Genomic DNA, 16,109 nt, shown 5'->3' on the forward strand with positions numbered 1-16,109 from the left:
ACTAGGCAAAATCGTACCGTAACTTCGGGAGAAGGTACGCTGACATTAGGTGAAGAGCTTCGCGCTTGGAGCTGAAGTCAGCCGCAGTGACCAGGTGGCTGGGACTGTTTATTAAAAACACAGCACTGTGCAAAATCGTAAGATGACGTATACGGTGTGACACCTGCCCGGTGCCGGAAGGTTAATTGATGGGGTTAGACTTAGGTCGAAGCTCTTGATCGAAGCCCCGGTAAACGGCGGCCGTAACTATAACGGTCCTAAGGTAGCGAAATTCCTTGTCGGGTAAGTTCCGACCTGCACGAATGGTGTAACCATGGCCACGCTGTCTCCACCCGAGACTCAGTGAAATTGAAATCGCAGTGAAGATGCTGTGTACCCGCGGCTAGACGGAAAGACCCCGTGAACCTTTACTACAGCTTGGCACTGAACATTGACCCTACATGTGTAGGATAGGTGGGAGGCTTTGAAGCACAGACGCTAGTTTGTGTGGAGCCGACCTTGAAATACCACCCTTGTAGTGTTGATGTTCTAACTTAGGTCCCTTATCGGGATTGAGGACAGTGCCTGGTGGGTAGTTTGACTGGGGCGGTCTCCTCCCAAAGAGTAACGGAGGAGCACGAAGGTTGGCTAAGTACGGTCGGACATCGTACGGTTAGTGTAATGGTAGAAGCCAGCTTAACTGCGAGACAGACACGTCGAGCAGGTACGAAAGTAGGTCATAGTGATCCGGTGGTTCTGAATGGAAGGGCCATCGCTCAACGGATAAAAGGTACTCCGGGGATAACAGGCTGATACCGCCCAAGAGTTCATATCGACGGCGGTGTTTGGCACCTCGATGTCGGCTCATCACATCCTGGGGCTGAAGTCGGTCCCAAGGGTATGGCTGTTCGCCATTTAAAGTGGTACGCGAGCTGGGTTTAGAACGTCGTGAGACAGTTCGGTCCCTATCTGCCGTGGGCGTTTGAGAATTGAGAGGGGCTGCTCCTAGTACGAGAGGACCGGAGTGGACGAACCGCTGGTGTTCGGGTTGTGATGCCAATTGCATTGCCCGGTAGCTACGTTCGGAATCGATAACCGCTGAAAGCATCTAAGCGGGAAGCGAGCCTCGAGATGAGTTCTCACTTTAACTTTAAGTTAACTGAAGGGCCGTTGAAGACTACAACGTTGATAGGCTGGGTGTGGAAGCATGGTGACATGTTAAGCTAACCAGTACTAATTACCCGTGAGGCTTAACCATACAACGCCAAAGTGGTTTTGCACGTTAGAAGTTAGTATTACTAGAGTAGTGTTTTACGAATTATCAGAATTTCCGAATTTAAGAATTAAACAAGGTGAACGACGAAGCGGTATCGCGAAATTGATTCACCTTGCGCAAATGGAATGCTCGTGCGATGCACGATGTCATTAAACATTTGCACTAAGAATTTGCTTGGTGAACATAGCGTTTTGGAACCACCTGACCCCATGCCGAACTCAGAAGTGAAACGAAACAGCGTCGATGATAGTGTGGCAGCTGCCATGTGAAAGTAGAACATCGCCAAGCACCTAATTAGAGAAAGCCCGATTCGAAAGAGTCGGGCTTTTTTGCGTTTGAGGGTTGTAGGTTGTGATAAGCGCGGCACTACCCATGTTTTTACCAATTTTGAGCTCCTAAACTCGTAATTTACGAAGTAAATGAATATCCTTATTGCAAGTTGTATTGGGAATATAAAAAATGTTTGAACTTATGCATTGGTTCGACTTGCTAGGGGTTATGGTTTTTGCCATTTCGGGAACTTTAATTGCGCATAGCAAGCATATGGATGGTTTTGGTGTGGTAGTTTTGGCTACGGTAACAGGTATAGGTGGTGGTACATTACGAGATATTATTTTGGATGTTCCCGTTTTTTGGTTGCACGACACCAGCTATTTTGTAGCAATATTTGGCGCAATCTTCATTTGCATCCTACTTTTAAATAGTCATAGAGTGATCCCTCAACAAATGCTACAAATTGCAGATGCCTTGGGCCTAGCATTTTTCGCTGTGATGGGCACGCAAAAAGCATTAGATATTGGTATGCCCGATACTACTGCTATTATTATGGGAGTATTAACAGCCTGTTTTGGGGGTCTGATACGCGATGTCGTTGCAAGGGAGGTACCGCTGTTGCTAAAAGGGGAGCTTTACGCAATCACATGCATATTAGGTGGGCTGGTTTATACGCAAATGTTGAAATCGTCTTTATCTATTGAAATCGCTATGGTATCAGCTATGTCTGTAACCTTGTTGATAAGGTTATTGGCAATGCGCTACAACTTGATATTACATGTTTTTAGATATACTAATTAATACCAATTTTATTAATACATTGATCATTCTAGCGAGCTAAATAACTCATTAACTGCGTTAAATATTTCTCATGTAGAATAACTACATAGCAAAATATTTGCCTTGTTACTAAGCCATTTATCTGTCGCAATATTTGATCACCAATTTAATGCAATTGGTATAATTAAAACCTAAGGGACAAGGATATGTCACTTGCAAAAATATACACTCGAGCTCAGGTAGGCATCGATGCGCCGCAAGTCACTGTGGAGGTGCATTTAAGTAATGGCTTGCCTGCTTTTCATATTGTTGGTTTACCAGAAACTTCAGTTAAGGAAGCGAAGGAGCGAGTCCGTTCTGCGCTTACTAATTCACGTTTTTTGTTTCCGGATCAACGCATCACTGTCAACCTTTCTCCCGCAGATCTTCCAAAAGAAGGTGGTAGATATGATCTCGCTATTGCTGTTGGTATCTTAGTTGCTTCTGGTCAACTCGTCAGTCAGGAGCTTACATCCTATGAGTTTTATGGTGAGTTAGCGCTAAGTGGAGAAGTGCTTGAGATACATGCGATTCTACCGAGTGTATTGGCTGCTGAAAAAGCTCAGCGTTGCTGTTATTTGCCCACTGCCAACGACGAGTTGGCGAGTTTAGCACCCAATGTACATAGAAAAGCAGTTTGCTCTTTAGAAGCGTTGTGGTTAGATATACAGGGTCAACAAGCACTACCATTAAATATGACATACGATACTCGAGTTGTTGATCCGATAGAGCATGTCGACATGAATGAAGTGAAAGGGCAAGAGAGCGCAAAACGTGTGCTTGAAATTGCGGCAGCTGGGGGGCACAACTTGATGTTTATTGGCCCACCAGGAACCGGAAAGTCGATGTTGGCTCAGAGAATGCCAACAATAATGCCTAAATTATCTGCAAATGCTGCGTTGGAGACCGCGTCAGTGTATTCTCTTATTGGACAGCGTATAGATACTCAAAATTGGCGGAGACGCCCTTTTCGCAGTCCACATCATACCTGTTCAGCGGTCGCCTTAGTTGGGGGCTCTTCCAAGCCCAAGCCTGGGGAAATTTCATTGGCTCACAATGGAGTTCTATTTTTAGATGAGTTACCCGAGTTTGAGAGAAAGGTTTTAGACTCTTTGAGAGAGCCAATGGAAACTGGGCAGGTAACGATATCTCGTGCTGCACGGCAAGTCGATTTCCCTGCACGCTTTCAGCTGATAGCAGCCCTCAACCCGAGCCCGACCGGTAATTATGATGATAAGCGCGCCAGCGCTGAGCAGGTCTTAAAATATCTATCTAAAATATCGGGGCCGTTTATTGACCGTATAGATCTGCAGATAGAATTGCCTCGATTATCGACGACTCAATTGCAAAGCGATAATCCACAGGAAAGTAGTGCACAGATCAGAGAGCGTGTTGAGAAGGCTTATATGCTTGCGGTCAAACGGCAAAGTAAGAGTAATGCCTTGTTAAGCAACCGGGAGTTGAATGAGTTTTGCGCGCTAGCGCTGCCAGAAAAGCAATATTTGGCAAAAGCAGTGGATAAGCTGCAGTTGTCTCCTCGTTCCTACCATAGGATTTTGAAAGTTGCGAGAACAGTGTCTGATTTGAACGCAGAACCAAACATCACGCTCAATGCATTAAAAGAGGCACTGAGCTATCGAGCATTTGAGCGGCTAATAGGTAAGCTGGCAAAATATTAAGTTGATAACATGTAGCCTTTACCTCGAACCGTTACTATGCGCTTTTGATCTTTTTCATCACCAAGTTTTTTTCTTAGGCGGCCAACAAGTACATCAACAGTTCTATCATTTGGGCTCCAATCAGGCTGACCAATATCTTCTGATATTTTTTCTCGAGATGTTGCTTTACCTGCATTCGCAATTAAACATATCAATACTTTATGTTCTGCTTCTGTTAATCGAGACTCCTCACCGTGTTGGTTTAGTAACGTACGATTATCAGGGTGCAATTTAAAGTCAGCATATTCTATAAACTCTTCTGATTCATCCTCATCATTGCTTTGCGAGATACGCTTATACAGTGCACGCATTCTTAACTCTAGCTCTAGAAGGTCTACCGGTTTACAAACATAGTCATCAGCCCCTTGAGCAAGGCCGGCAATCCGATCAGCTTGAGAGTCTCTACTTGAGAGCATTATGACGCCAATATCTGTTAATGTGTTGATTTCTTTAGCGAGTTCAAGTCCATCAGTTGCGGGTAAAACTATATCAATGATAGCTAAAGAGATAGGCATATCTGTGTTGCCGGTTTGCTGGATCAGTGTAAGCGCATTAGCTCCAGTGTTATCCACTTGTATTTCAAACTCCGTTTGTGCGAAGTGACTTTGAATGCGCTTGGCTAATAAATCATCGTCTTCTACCAGTAATACTTGAATACTCATAATGTCGTTATCTATTCAATAATTACGTTTATATTAGCACTGTAAAATCATCACTGAGAAGCTTCAGATGATTTTTTTGCAATAAAAAGCGTTAAAAACAGTAAATTGAAAAAAATATGTGTATGCAGTAAGTGGTTATTTCACAAGGCTGGCGCATAAATATGCGAACGATGCGCTACTCATGGGTGAGAATGTAAGAGAGCAACACGGTATTGCTCTCTTTTTCGATACTATTTTTTGTAAATATGTTGCCACCATTGTGGCTGTTGTTTTAGGTGCATGTCAAAGTAGGCTAACATCGTATCCCACCACTGAAACCTTCTGTCGCGTGCCAGAATCTGGTGATTTGCGCCCTTATACTCAATTAATTCAACATCTTTGCCTAAAATCTTCAGAGCAGTATACATATTATGGCTTTCACCTGGAGGGACATTAGTATCTGCATCACCATGAATTAACAATAACGGAGTTTTTACCTTATCGGCATGAAAGACAGGGCTGTGTTGAGAGTAAAGCGTAGGATTATTCCAAGGGAAACTATTTTTTGATGCTTCTCCAGAGTATAGATATCCCCACCAACCTTGTCCCCAGTAAGAGGTAATGTTTGAAATGCCTGCATGGGCAATTGATGCGCTGAACATATCTGTTTTTGTGGCCAGAAGCATAGTCATAAAGCCACCATAAGATGCCCCTAAGTTACCAATACGCTTTGGATCTACGAACGAGTAGGCGTCAGTAAATGCTTTGGTTCCATCAATAATATCTTGTGCAGTATTTTCCCCCCAAGCATTCACGTGTTGAGCAGAAAATTGTTGGCCAAAACCGGTCGCTCCAGTTGGTTGCAACACATAAACGACATAACCATGAGCAGCCCATAGATTAAATGGATAGCGTCCAGTAAATGCTCTTGAAACTGGCGAGGTACCGCCATAGTAATAAACAAGCGCCGGGTAGCGTTTAGTCTTATCTAAATTATGTGGTAGATACACGCGTCCTTTTATTTCAGTACCAAGCTTATTGGTAAAGTTAAACTCTTCTAGCTGCGCAATATGGCTATTTTTATAGGCTATCTGTTGAGAGTCCCAAAGGCGCTTTGCTTTGTTGCTACTTAAAGAAACGCGTTTTAACTGTTGAGGAACAGATGCTTGAGTACCTGCTACCAAGACATCAGCCTTTTGACCATGGGTGACGTCAAATTGATCAACAACATCAAAACCTGTTTTTATATGTTTAAAATGTGATTTACTCTTGTCATATAAGTACAGCTGTCTTTTATCTTCATTGGTGACCAACATCACGACATCATCATTACTTAGCACTTGAATATTTGCGACTGCTGGATCAAACGACTTGCTGAGCGGTTTGGGTTGTTCCCCATTATTGTTTAACCAAAATAACTGACCATCGTAATTATTGGCTAGCATACCATCAGGCAACGCCTTACCGATACCGTTTGCAAAATCAGGTCCTGCAACTATATATATCCCTCGGTTTGCATATTTGGCTTGTTTGAAGGTTCGGTATGCACCAATCATTGTTTGTTGATTATCTGATAAATTGATTTCTATCAATTCTGTCAGCATATGAGGTGGTGCCTGGTAGTTTTGAGGGTTGCGGCTAACTAAAATGGTGTTGCGCTGAGCGTCGTGATCTTCAAGGGAGTGACTCAGTGTTCCTTCAGTAAGGGCACTGATCAAGCCTGAATTTATATCGAGCAGATAGACTTGGTTATTGATGCGAGCATATGACCAGCGATCTTCCAATCCGCGATAATGTTTTACTAAAGTGTGGGAGTCTTTTGGAGTGTTAGACCATGAGAAAATTAAACTGCTATCGTCGAAGTACTCAAAGTTACTCGCCCCGTCTAATTTGTCAGCAATAACGCGAGATGTCATCGTTTTTAGATCAAGGGTTTTTAACTGGTTAGCTTGTACATACGCTAACTGCTTTGAGTCACTTCGCCAGGCTACATTATTCGCTGATACACCATCTAAGCGGTAGATGGTGGAACCATCCTGCTTTTTGATTAATGTTTCTGTAATTGGCGTATTGCCATTTAAATCGCTGTAGTGCCGTTGTGTGGTGATATAGAATCGACCATTGGGTGACTGTGACAATGCACTAATCGTTGGTGAGTCAAAGAGCTGCTTGGCAGATAACGAGACTTGTTCATTGTTGTGCAGGGTTATTTGGTCATGCTCAGATTGCGGAACATAGTCAATACTTACTTCGTTCCAATTGTCTACTTGCTCCGTAATAATAATAACTTGATGGTCACCTGTGACTGCATGCAGGTCATAACTTTTTTCACCAGTTAATTGTTCGCCATTTAAGAACACGTGGGCTTTTTTGACTCCGGAGAGGTTTATTTTCCCTTGTGTGAAACGAGTCGTCGCAAAGCTAAATTTTAAAACTTGTATACCAGGCAGTGTCAGTGCGTTGATATCAGCAAGGTTTTGCCAGTCAATACTGTTGCCAAATATTGATAGCGAATCGCTTGAGCTTTTTAAGCTAGGAAGCAGGGTTTGAATAATTTTATTTTGATGCGCTGTGTTGTTTGGTTTTATATTGCTGTGAGTTGGGATTGGGCCAAGAAACTGGATTTGTTTTTCATTTAATGGTGCCGCATTCAGTTGCAATGTGAGGGCTGATGCGAGTAAAGTGGCCACAGTTCTTAAAATCATATTTGAGCCTATTGTAGGTAAAAAATTTGCCCCAATATAGCATAGATATTGGTCAAGTCAGCAAAGATACGACTAGTTGGTATTTATAGCTTGTTAAGGAGTTAAGGTTGTTTTTATTGGTTACATATATGGTGTTAGCCATAGGTATCTCGTTTTTATGCTCGGTTATGGAGGCGGTTTTACTGAGTATCACACCGAGTTATATAGCGGTACTTAAAAAAGATAAACCCAAGTTAGCTGACAGAGTTCAGCAATTAAAAGACAGCATTGATAAACCTCTGGCAGCTATTTTGACTTTAAACACGGTGGCTCACACTGCTGGTGCAGCGGGTGTTGGTGCACAAGCTGCTGTCGTTTTTTCTGACGCGGCTGTCGGGATTGCATCTGCGATAATGACATTGCTGGTGTTAGTTCTATCAGAAATTATTCCAAAAACGCTCGGAGCGACTTACTGGCGCGCACTCACTCCCGTGGTATCAGCTGCTTTAGTCTGGTTAGTGAGGGTGCTTAAGCCATTTGTTTGGCTTTCAGATATGTTGACTCGATTAATGGGTAAGAAAGAGAGTGAAGCTCATTATATTCGCCAAGAGATTGAAGCAATGGCGGAAATAGGGTCTGAAGCAGGCGCATTACAAGAAGAAGAGACACAAACTATTCGAAGCCTGCTGCGCTTTAGGCACGCAAAGCTTGAGCATGTGATGACACCAAGAACAGTGTTGTTTAAAATTCACAAAGATATGACAGTTAATGAGTATTTGTCTGAGCACGGGTCGGTGGCGTTTTCAAGGATCTTGGTTTTTGATAAAAGTGGCGATGACATTGTAGGGTTCGTACACAAAAATGATATTATGCTTGCTTATCATAGGCTTGGGGAAGAATACAAAATCGGTAAGCTGGTCAAGCCCTTGTATACAGTGCCAGAAACGCTCGACGCACCTTCATTATTTCAAACATTATTAGAAAAGCGTATTCATATTGCACTAGTTATAGACGAGTATGGAGATATCCAAGGAATTGTGACACTTGAAGATATGTTAGAGTCGTTAATGGGTATGGATATTATTGATGAACGAGAGCAGTCTACTAATATGCAGCAAGCAGCAAAAAGAAAGTGGCGAGAGCGAGTCGATGGACATAGCCACCTAATAGAGACTGACTCTGAAAAACATTAAGAATTAGAATTCATCATCCGAAGCCAAGAATGGATCCAACGGATAAATTCAGACTTGGCTTTTGGGCGGCTAATTAAAAAGCCTTGCATCAGCAAGTTATGCTTATAACGGTCTAAGTATTGTAGTTCTTCAATACGCTCAATCCCTTCTGCAACGATGCTGATTTGTTCACTTTGGGCAATGTCTATTAAGCTGTCAACAATCACTTGAGAAAAGCGATCAGAATCAATATGAGTTATTAATGATCTATCTATCTTGATTTCAGTGAATGGGAGGGTTTTTAACTGAGTGATATTTGTAAAACCAGTACCAAAGTCATCCAACGAAATTGCAAACCCTCTCATTCTCAAACGATTGATAGTTTCTAGTTGCACTGTACTATTTAAAGGCACGTGTTCTGTTATTTCTAAAATAACATCTTCAGGTTTCAAGCGACTCAACTCAAGTATTAACGCCAATTTGTTTGGGCAGTTGATATCATCTAATTGAACGGGTGATAAATTGAACGCCAAGGTAACTTTGTGTGGCAATTCAGTACGAATTTCTTTGAACTCTTCCGTAGCCTTCTCAAATAGTTGAAAGGTCACTAGGTTTATTAAATCCAAGTCTTCAGCTAGCGTGATGAATTGTTCGGGTAGTATGGTATGTGTATGCTCGGGTGTGATTATCCTAGCCAGCACTTCGATACTTTCTATCGACTTGGTTGCACGATTAACTTTTGGTTGATAATAAGGGGTGATCTGACGATGGCTTATTGCATGTAGCAGCTCGGCTTGAGTGATAGACTCAACATGTCGTTTTTCGGGCGCGATAAATGACTCGAGTTTTTTGAGGAGTCTGTCGACCTCTTTTAATTGAACTGGTTTGGAAATATTGCCAATTAAGTGTGCATTAGATTGTCGAGCTAGGTTTGCGGCAAGATCAATGATTTTTATATCCATATCTGAAATGATAATAACGCCACCTGGATATTTAATATCTCCAAGTTGGCGGATCAGCTCCATCCCATCCATTTCAGGCATGTTTAAATCTGTAAATATCGCATCGTAACGACTGGGAGCTTGCGCTATTTTTTCAAGTGCTACCGTTGCGCTGGTGCATGTGGTTATTTCATCCACTCCTAACTCTGTTAGCATTGCTTGCATCACCATAAGAATAGCTTGAGAGTCATCGACAACCATTACATGCCTAGTTGTTGCATTCATTTTAAGATCCTTTATTCAACACACACCATTACTTAAGTTTAGTACACCGTACTCAAATGTATAAGGCAAATATCGGGTTTGTCACATAGTTCATTAGTTGAGATAATGCGGGAAAAATATATCTATTTGAAATCATGACCAGAATCGAGTTCACTGTTTTAGGTAATCACTTCTTCGCATTAGTAGATAATGGGCAGCTTGTACAAGTCTTTTGTGAGCAACAAGCGTTGCCTATTGAGTCCCACTCACCCGGTATTTTAAGGTCTCGCTTTGCACAAGGTGTGGTGCAATTTGATACGGCACAATTAGCTCAGCAGCAATTAGGCGTATCTGTAAATGAGGGGCAGTGGCAGTGGATTGAGCTGCCAGCTGAACGTATTGCAGCCAAGCGCAATTATATTGGACTTGCGGCACTGGGGTTTAAACTAGTTAAAAGTGCAAATGTTGTTAAAGCTGCCCTTGCTGGGGCTTCGGTTGCCGGATATGCATGGCTTTTTTCATGGCAATTTGCACTTATGTTCGTGGCCTGTTTGGTCGTTCATGAATACGGCCATGTGCGTGCCATGCAGTACTTCAAAATAAAAACCAAAGGGATATACCTGATACCTTTTGTAGGTGGGCTGGCTGTAAGCGACGACAAAATAACGACGCGTTGGCAAGATGTAGTTATCTCTTTGATGGGCCCAGCTTTTGGCTTGTTCACGTCAGTGTTAGGTGTGGTTATTTACTATATAACAGACTTGGAAATATTTGCCGCTGTTGCGGTGCTTAGTGCCTTACTAAATTTGTTTAACTTACTTCCTATTTTGCCACTTGATGGGGGGCATGTTTTGAAAAGCATTAGCTTCTCAATGCGTTCATGGGTCGGGTTGTTAGTGTGTATGGCTGGGGTGCTTTTCGGGTTGTGGTTAAGCTATATATTTGGCTTGATGCTGCTGGTGTTCTTTTTGTTTGTTGGCAGTCTTGAAATAGTGTTTGAGTGGCGCGCACGGCATACGTCCCATTTATTACCTTTGGATAGGTACGGTCAAGTGTTCTCTGCCGTTATGTATATGCTCGTCGTTGCAGGGCACGTTGCAGTGATGATGCACTTTGCAGACTCAGAGAGTGTGATCTTAAGTCTGCCTATGAAGGTGCTTTCAAGCTAGTGAAAATAGCAGCTATGCCCAAGTGAGCATAGCTGCAATGATCACACCACTGACGATAAGCTGAATAAGACAAAACCCCATGATGTCTTTGGCTTTTAACCCTGCTATGGCGAGCACTGGTAGTGCCCAGAATGGTTGAATGAGGTTTGTCCATGCATCACCCCATGCCACAGCCATAGCAACTCTTGCAATATCAGCTTCTAGCATGTGTGCCGCGGGGAGCACGATAGGTGCTTGTACGGCCCACTGTCCGCCACCAGATGGCACAAAAATATTAACCAGGCCTGCGCTTAAAAAGCTCCAAAAGGGGAGTGTATCAGCACTACTAATAGATACGAATGCAGATGAAATCTGTTGCGCAAGCCCTGAGTCAACCATAACAGCCATGATGCCAGCATAAAAAGGAAATTGGATCACAATACCCGCGCCGCCAGTAATGGCTTGATGCAAACTCATAAGTAAGCGCGCAGGTGTTTGATGTAATAAAATGGCGAGGAACAAGAAAATAGCAATGACACTATTTAAGTTTAAGGTGCCAGCGGCAAAAAGGAAGTAGTGAACTAAATAGCCACAGCCTAACAACCCAATTAAGATCCCGAGTATCTTACTATGTTCCAATTTTTGCGCTGGGGTAAGCAAACCATTATCTTCTGGTGCTTGTTCAACAGTATCTACCAGTTTACGCTTATCAATGAGTACCTGTTGCTCTTTGGGGGGCAGTAAAAGTGCATTAAGTATCGGTAATGCGATGATTAACAGGATTAAAATTAGTAGGTTAAAGTGCGAGAATAAGGTTTCTTGAGTCGTTATAATCCCAATGCTTGTTTGTGAAAAGTGACCCTCACTGGCAATGGTCAGTGGAACTGAGCCGGAGAGACCACCATGCCAGACGATAAAACCTGAGTAAGCACTTGCAACTAGTATTCTATAATCAACCGCAACGTGTTTTGCTAAGGCCTTCGCAAATAATGCGCCAATGACTAGACCAAATCCCCAGTTGATCCAACTCGCAAGCATGGCTACGAGAGTGACCATAATGATAGCCAGTGTTGGGCTTTTTGCTTGCTTTGCCAGCTTATCCAGTGCTGCAATACATACAGGTGTGCTCGCGAGCATATAGCCTGCTAACAAAATGAGGAGCATTTGCATGGCAAAAGTAAGCAGTTTCCAAAACCCATTTCCCCAAGTTGTTATTGCCTCAACAGCAGAGAAGGGCGTGACGAGACTAGCTAAAGCGAGTACGATAAGTGTTAATAATAAAACAAAAATATATGGGTCGGGTAAATAGCGCTCTACTAAGTTACTGATTGGACGTGTGACACGGTATAGCATAGATCATCCTGATATTATTTTTTGCACAATAATAGCTAACATTTACGCCAAAAGTTAGTCTTTTAGGCTAACTTTAAAAACAGAGTGAGTGAACTTGTTTTTGTTAGTTATTGTTTTATAAGAAGTTAAAGTTGGCACGATAAGTGTATTAGACTAAGCAGATACATAATTTAGTAGATAATAAGAGAGGATACCATGGCAGGACAAGGTTCAGGTGGTAACGTAATAGCGGCGATTTGTAATATCTTTTTTCCAGGTTTAGGTCAGCTAGTTCAAGGGCGTATTTTAGCGGCGCTGATCTTCGCAATTGTTGTAGTTGGCGGGTATGCACTGTGGTTTTTAGTTGTTCCCCCGGTGATTGGTGCTGTAGTTCATTTATGGTCTATTATCGATGCAGCTAAATATACCAATTACTCAAGTTACGAGCGCCGTTAACCAAAAAGCCAGTGTTAATACGCTTAATAATGTTGACAGTACCACGCTACTTGCCAGCACCGATTGCTGGCATTGTAGTTGGCGCGCAACTAAATATGCATTGACCCCAAGTGGTGATGCACTCATTAAAGTTAACACGGCAACTTGTTTTGAAGGCAGTTGCATTCCCCAGCTAGCCAGTGCGAATACGGCACTAGGAAGCACCATGAGTTTAATAACACTAATACCCAAAGCCCCCCGCCAAGCCCCTTTTAATGCGTAATTATTTAAGCTTGCGCCCAATGCAAATAGTGCCCCAGCTATCGCTGGTTCAGCCAACAAATGTAGCCCTTCTTGGAATGCTAGAGGTAGTGCAATGCCTGCGTAATTGCAAATTAATCCAGTGCTTATACTCAGCACAATGGGATTAAATAATAACGGCTTAAATGCTAAAAGAACGCGACCATGGAAGTTGCTTGCGAGTAAAAAAGTACAGCCGAACAATAACGCACTGTGAAACGTGATGATCACAAACACCATAGCCCCATAGTCAGCCCCCAAGCTGGCAATAATAATCGGCAAACCAACCAGTACGGTGTTGGAGTAAGTACCTGCTAAGGCTAGTGTCGCGCTGTCAGCATTGCTTTGTTTTACTATAAATTTTAAGGCGGCAAAACTAAAAAAGTACGCCGCAAGTACCGGGACATAAAAGCTTAGCATGACCGAACTTGATAACGCTTGGCTAAGGTCGGCTTGATACATACTAATAAACAAAAACACGGGTATGGCAAGGTTGAATATGAACTGCCTAAGGCCATCCAATGCAGATGTACTCAATATATTGAGCTTTGCGCAACTGTAGCCAACAAGCACCACAAATATAATAGGAAACAAAATGGAAAATGCAGTCATGATGGAAGCCTTGGTTAGAATTTGAGGGCATTATCATGGTTTGAATGGCATGTCTCAAGGGGAACAACGTATAATAGCGCTAAAACGTAACGAGTGTGAGTTGTATTTTGGAATATCAATTTATCAAAGATCCTGTCACTGGGTTTCGGGTTAAAATAAGTGATGAGCACATGCTAGTGGGTCGTTGGTTGAATGAGGAATTGCCTTTTGAGCAAGTTAATTCATTGCTTAATTCTGCCAAAAATTTATCCAAAGCTAAGCCCGCATTGGTTATCGAAGGTAAAGAAACTCGCCTCACCTTGTCACATGAAGAGGCATTATTTGAGTCTCACGCTTTGTTTCATCAATCGGATGAATTAATTCGCTATGCAGATGATGCACTAGAGCTTGATGAGCATGGTCTAGTTAGCGGCTGCGGCTATGAAGACTTTTTAGAACTATTACAAGCATGGCATCAATTTATTAATCGTAATTGATGCCATCTATGATTGCTTAGCTTGTGGGCGCGCCATATATTTGCTCCGCGCGATTAAATAGTATCCAAGACGTTAAGATATATTTGTCATTTGATATGGGCTTATTCCCACGGTGCGTATGAGTAAAGTAGCCGGGTGCTATTACCATGCTACCTTTTTTGGGCGCTATTTTCTTCTGTTGGTAATAAAATTCAGTTTCGCCGCCCTCGGAGACATCATTTAGATAGAACATGAATAACAACACACGATGAAGCGCCTCATTATGCCCTTGCTGAGGGTATACTTCACTATGCCAATATGGATAACCCCCTTTATTAACCTCATACTTTTGCGCTTGTATATTGCCTAAACGAAATAACTGCTGGGTGAGTAGAGGAAGCTGTGGTTTTCCTACCTCTTCAAAATTCTCGAAGGTAACATCGACAGGTTTACCTGTTTTTGGGTGATATACTTTTAACCCAAATGCACCAATGATCATAAATAAGTGCTCTTCGACGTATTTAAAAACATGTTGGGCTGTAACTTGTTGAATGTGTTGCAGCGGCTGGGCATATTCTGGATGTGAGTTTAAATACAGATCTTGGCTAACTTTTTTGCTAAGGTCGACCCCCCCAGAGGTGATCCCTTGTTTGAGGTGTGGGCTTTTTTCGAATAGGTCGATAAATTGATCACAAAACTCAGCGCTTAGGGCGTTGTCATAAACGCGTATAAAATCTGTCATTATTTTACCTAAATTTATTGGAATTATTATGTTGTCTGAAAAACTGATGCCGCGATTTAGCGAAACCGATGTTCTTGGTCATATAAACAATACCGTACTACCCGTATGGTTTGAAGCCGCTAGAGTACCTATTTTTAAAATATTCACACCCGATCTTAATCCACATCAATGGAAGTTGATTGTGGCTAAAGTAGAAGTTGTGTTTAAAGGCGAGTTATTTTATGGGCAAGAAGTTGAGGTCAAAACTGCTATTGAACACATTGGTAATAGCTCTTTTGTTATATTACAACAAGCTTGGCAGCATGGTGAGTGTTGCGCTGAGGGTAAAACCGTCATGGTCAGATATGACTTTTCAGCTAAGCGCGCACAATCTCTATCAGAAGATGAGCGCACTCAGCTTACTCCATTTATGGTGTAGTGTTTGATTTAAATTGATGACCAATCGCAGCTGAAATACAGGGTTTTACTTGATAGGTGTAATAAAAATCTTCAGCCGAACCTTGCTTGCTCACTTCTAATATTTCATAGTCATTGAGTTCAATGACTCGACTGCCGGTGGTATGTTCACAACGTGATTTGCTATCGGCCTCATTGTCGAAGATAAAATTCGCTAGAATTCGCTTAACTTTATGCTCATAAGCACTGGATTGTTGGCTGAACTGCTCTGTTGCTTTATCTAACTCAGCCATCGAGCGGGCAAGTTCAGGATCATTTTTCATGGCGCTCGTGATTTTTTCCTGCGGGTTGGCTGCCACATTCACAATCAAGTCACTCTCGAGGCCATTAATGATGTTCGCCGCTGTGGTACTCACACCATTTAGCGCACCTGTATAAGTGGCTAGTAATGCTAATTGAGCTAACAAATATAAACCTGCACCAAAACGCACGAGCCCCGTCATGAACGGAAAACGATAGCCGGGAGGATGCCATAAAGCGTGTAAACCAAAAGGCCTGAGCAGAAGTAAGACAAAAAGATACAAAGGGATGGTGAATTGAATAATCAGTAACACGACTAAGCTTGTGATAAAAAACCACACCGGAATAGATAATAGCACAGCAAAGTTGTGTGTATATGGCAGGTAGTCTGCACTTACACCTGTAATATCATTCACTTGCCCCGAAGATTGCACCAAGGCGTAATTGGCAACAAACGCATAAAAGAGCAAAATCATGGCTCTGCCAGGTAAGCTATCCCAAATTTTAATAAACTTAGGCCAAAATTCGCTTAACATTGCAATTAAAGCTAAAGCAGTGATGAGTATCATCAAAGCACTGCTGTTTGCTCCCTCATGCAGAAATAATAGGCTGCTGATGATAG

Annotated in this window: 14 protein-coding genes and 2 rRNA genes (1 of these 16 cut by a window edge); 9 read left to right on the forward strand and 7 right to left on the reverse strand. The window is 42.4% G+C overall.

The genetic code is table 11. The features are described from left to right. The 4 genes from GDK41_RS01320 to GDK41_RS01335 all read left to right on the forward strand — a co-directional run. Nucleotides 1-1,237: ribosomal RNA gene (locus GDK41_RS01320) — 23S ribosomal RNA — on the forward strand; it begins 1,648 nt to the left of the window's first position. Between the two features lie 191 nt (nt 1,238-1,428). Continuing rightward, nucleotides 1,429-1,543: ribosomal RNA gene (gene rrf / locus GDK41_RS01325) — 5S ribosomal RNA — on the forward strand. 171 nt (nt 1,544-1,714) lie between these two features. After that, a complete protein-coding gene (locus tag GDK41_RS01330; RefSeq protein WP_152084716.1) occupies nt 1,715-2,329 on the forward strand; it encodes a trimeric intracellular cation channel family protein in 615 nt (204 codons plus the stop codon). A 185-nt stretch (nt 2,330-2,514) separates the two neighbouring features. Continuing rightward, nucleotides 2,515-4,026, forward strand: coding sequence for a YifB family Mg chelatase-like AAA ATPase (locus tag GDK41_RS01335; protein ID WP_152084717.1), 1,512 nt, complete (start codon nt 2,515-2,517; stop codon nt 4,024-4,026). Here GDK41_RS01335 and GDK41_RS01340 read toward each other — a convergent pair. Further along, entirely contained in the window at nt 4,023-4,727 is a 705-nt protein-coding gene (locus GDK41_RS01340; protein WP_152084718.1) for a response regulator transcription factor, read from the reverse strand. The two genes, GDK41_RS01335 and GDK41_RS01340, sit on opposite strands and share 4 nt — an antisense overlap. A 230-nt stretch (nt 4,728-4,957) precedes the next feature. Further along, nucleotides 4,958-7,411: an alpha/beta hydrolase family protein gene (locus tag GDK41_RS01345; RefSeq protein WP_152084719.1), complete on the reverse strand. Its 2,454-nt coding sequence runs from the start codon at nt 7,409-7,411 to the stop codon at nt 4,958-4,960. A gap of 107 nt (nt 7,412-7,518) precedes the next feature. Between GDK41_RS01345 and GDK41_RS01350 the strand changes: the two genes are divergently transcribed. Then, nucleotides 7,519-8,583, forward strand: coding sequence for a hemolysin family protein (locus GDK41_RS01350; RefSeq protein ID WP_172971526.1), 1,065 nt, complete (start codon nt 7,519-7,521; stop codon nt 8,581-8,583). Here GDK41_RS01350 and GDK41_RS01355 read toward each other — a convergent pair. After that, nucleotides 8,580-9,788, reverse strand: coding sequence for an EAL domain-containing response regulator (locus GDK41_RS01355; RefSeq protein ID WP_152084720.1), 1,209 nt, complete (start codon nt 9,786-9,788; stop codon nt 8,580-8,582). The two genes, GDK41_RS01350 and GDK41_RS01355, sit on opposite strands and share 4 nt — an antisense overlap. A 134-nt stretch (nt 9,789-9,922) precedes the next feature. On the opposite strand from GDK41_RS01355, the gene GDK41_RS01360 reads away from it, so the two are divergent. Beyond that, nucleotides 9,923-10,936 carry a site-2 protease family protein gene (locus GDK41_RS01360; RefSeq protein WP_152084721.1) on the forward strand — a complete coding sequence of 338 codons (1,014 nt, stop codon included), beginning with the start codon at nt 9,923-9,925 and terminating at the stop codon, nt 10,934-10,936. 12 nt (nt 10,937-10,948) lie between these two features. Here GDK41_RS01360 and GDK41_RS01365 read toward each other — a convergent pair whose 3' ends face one another. Beyond that, complete coding sequence (locus GDK41_RS01365; protein ID WP_152084722.1) at nt 10,949-12,268, reverse strand: short-chain fatty acid transporter; 1,320 nt, start codon at nt 12,266-12,268, stop codon at nt 10,949-10,951. A 195-nt stretch (nt 12,269-12,463) separates the two neighbouring features. Between GDK41_RS01365 and GDK41_RS01370 the strand changes: the two genes are divergently transcribed. Next, nucleotides 12,464-12,703 carry a hypothetical protein gene (locus GDK41_RS01370; RefSeq protein ID WP_152084723.1) on the forward strand — a complete coding sequence of 80 codons (240 nt, stop codon included), beginning with the start codon at nt 12,464-12,466 and terminating at the stop codon, nt 12,701-12,703. On the opposite strand, the gene GDK41_RS01375 is transcribed toward GDK41_RS01370, so the two are convergent. Then, nucleotides 12,683-13,594 (reverse strand): AEC family transporter, encoded by a 912-nt coding sequence (locus GDK41_RS01375; protein ID WP_152084724.1) that lies wholly within the window; start codon nt 13,592-13,594, stop codon nt 12,683-12,685. The two genes, GDK41_RS01370 and GDK41_RS01375, sit on opposite strands and share 21 nt — an antisense overlap. A gap of 95 nt (nt 13,595-13,689) precedes the next feature. On the opposite strand from GDK41_RS01375, the gene GDK41_RS01380 reads away from it, so the two are divergent. Further along, nucleotides 13,690-14,070: a YacL family protein gene (locus tag GDK41_RS01380; protein WP_232056501.1), complete on the forward strand. Its 381-nt coding sequence runs from the start codon at nt 13,690-13,692 to the stop codon at nt 14,068-14,070. Nucleotides 14,071-14,086: 16 nt separating this feature from the next. Here the strand turns inward: GDK41_RS01380 and GDK41_RS01385 are convergent, their stop codons facing one another. Then, complete coding sequence (locus GDK41_RS01385) at nt 14,087-14,791, reverse strand: 2OG-Fe(II) oxygenase (protein WP_152084725.1); 705 nt, start codon at nt 14,789-14,791, stop codon at nt 14,087-14,089. A gap of 28 nt (nt 14,792-14,819) precedes the next feature. Here GDK41_RS01385 and GDK41_RS01390 point away from each other — a divergent pair, with 28 nt between their 5' ends. After that, the gene (locus GDK41_RS01390) at nt 14,820-15,209 is read left to right on the forward strand and encodes an acyl-CoA thioesterase (protein ID WP_152084726.1); all 390 of its coding nucleotides are present in this window, start codon (nt 14,820-14,822) and stop codon (nt 15,207-15,209) included. Here the strand turns inward: GDK41_RS01390 and GDK41_RS01395 are convergent. Continuing rightward, nucleotides 15,199-16,056, reverse strand: a complete 858-nt coding sequence (locus GDK41_RS01395; RefSeq protein ID WP_152084727.1) for a hypothetical protein — start codon at nt 16,054-16,056, stop codon at nt 15,199-15,201. The genes GDK41_RS01390 and GDK41_RS01395 overlap by 11 nt on opposite strands. Nucleotides 16,057-16,109 lie beyond the last annotated feature (53 nt).

Origin of the sequence: Pseudoalteromonas sp. A25 (genome assembly GCF_009176705.1) — a bacterium.
In the GTDB taxonomy this organism is placed as follows: Bacteria; Pseudomonadota; Gammaproteobacteria; order Enterobacterales; family Alteromonadaceae; genus Pseudoalteromonas.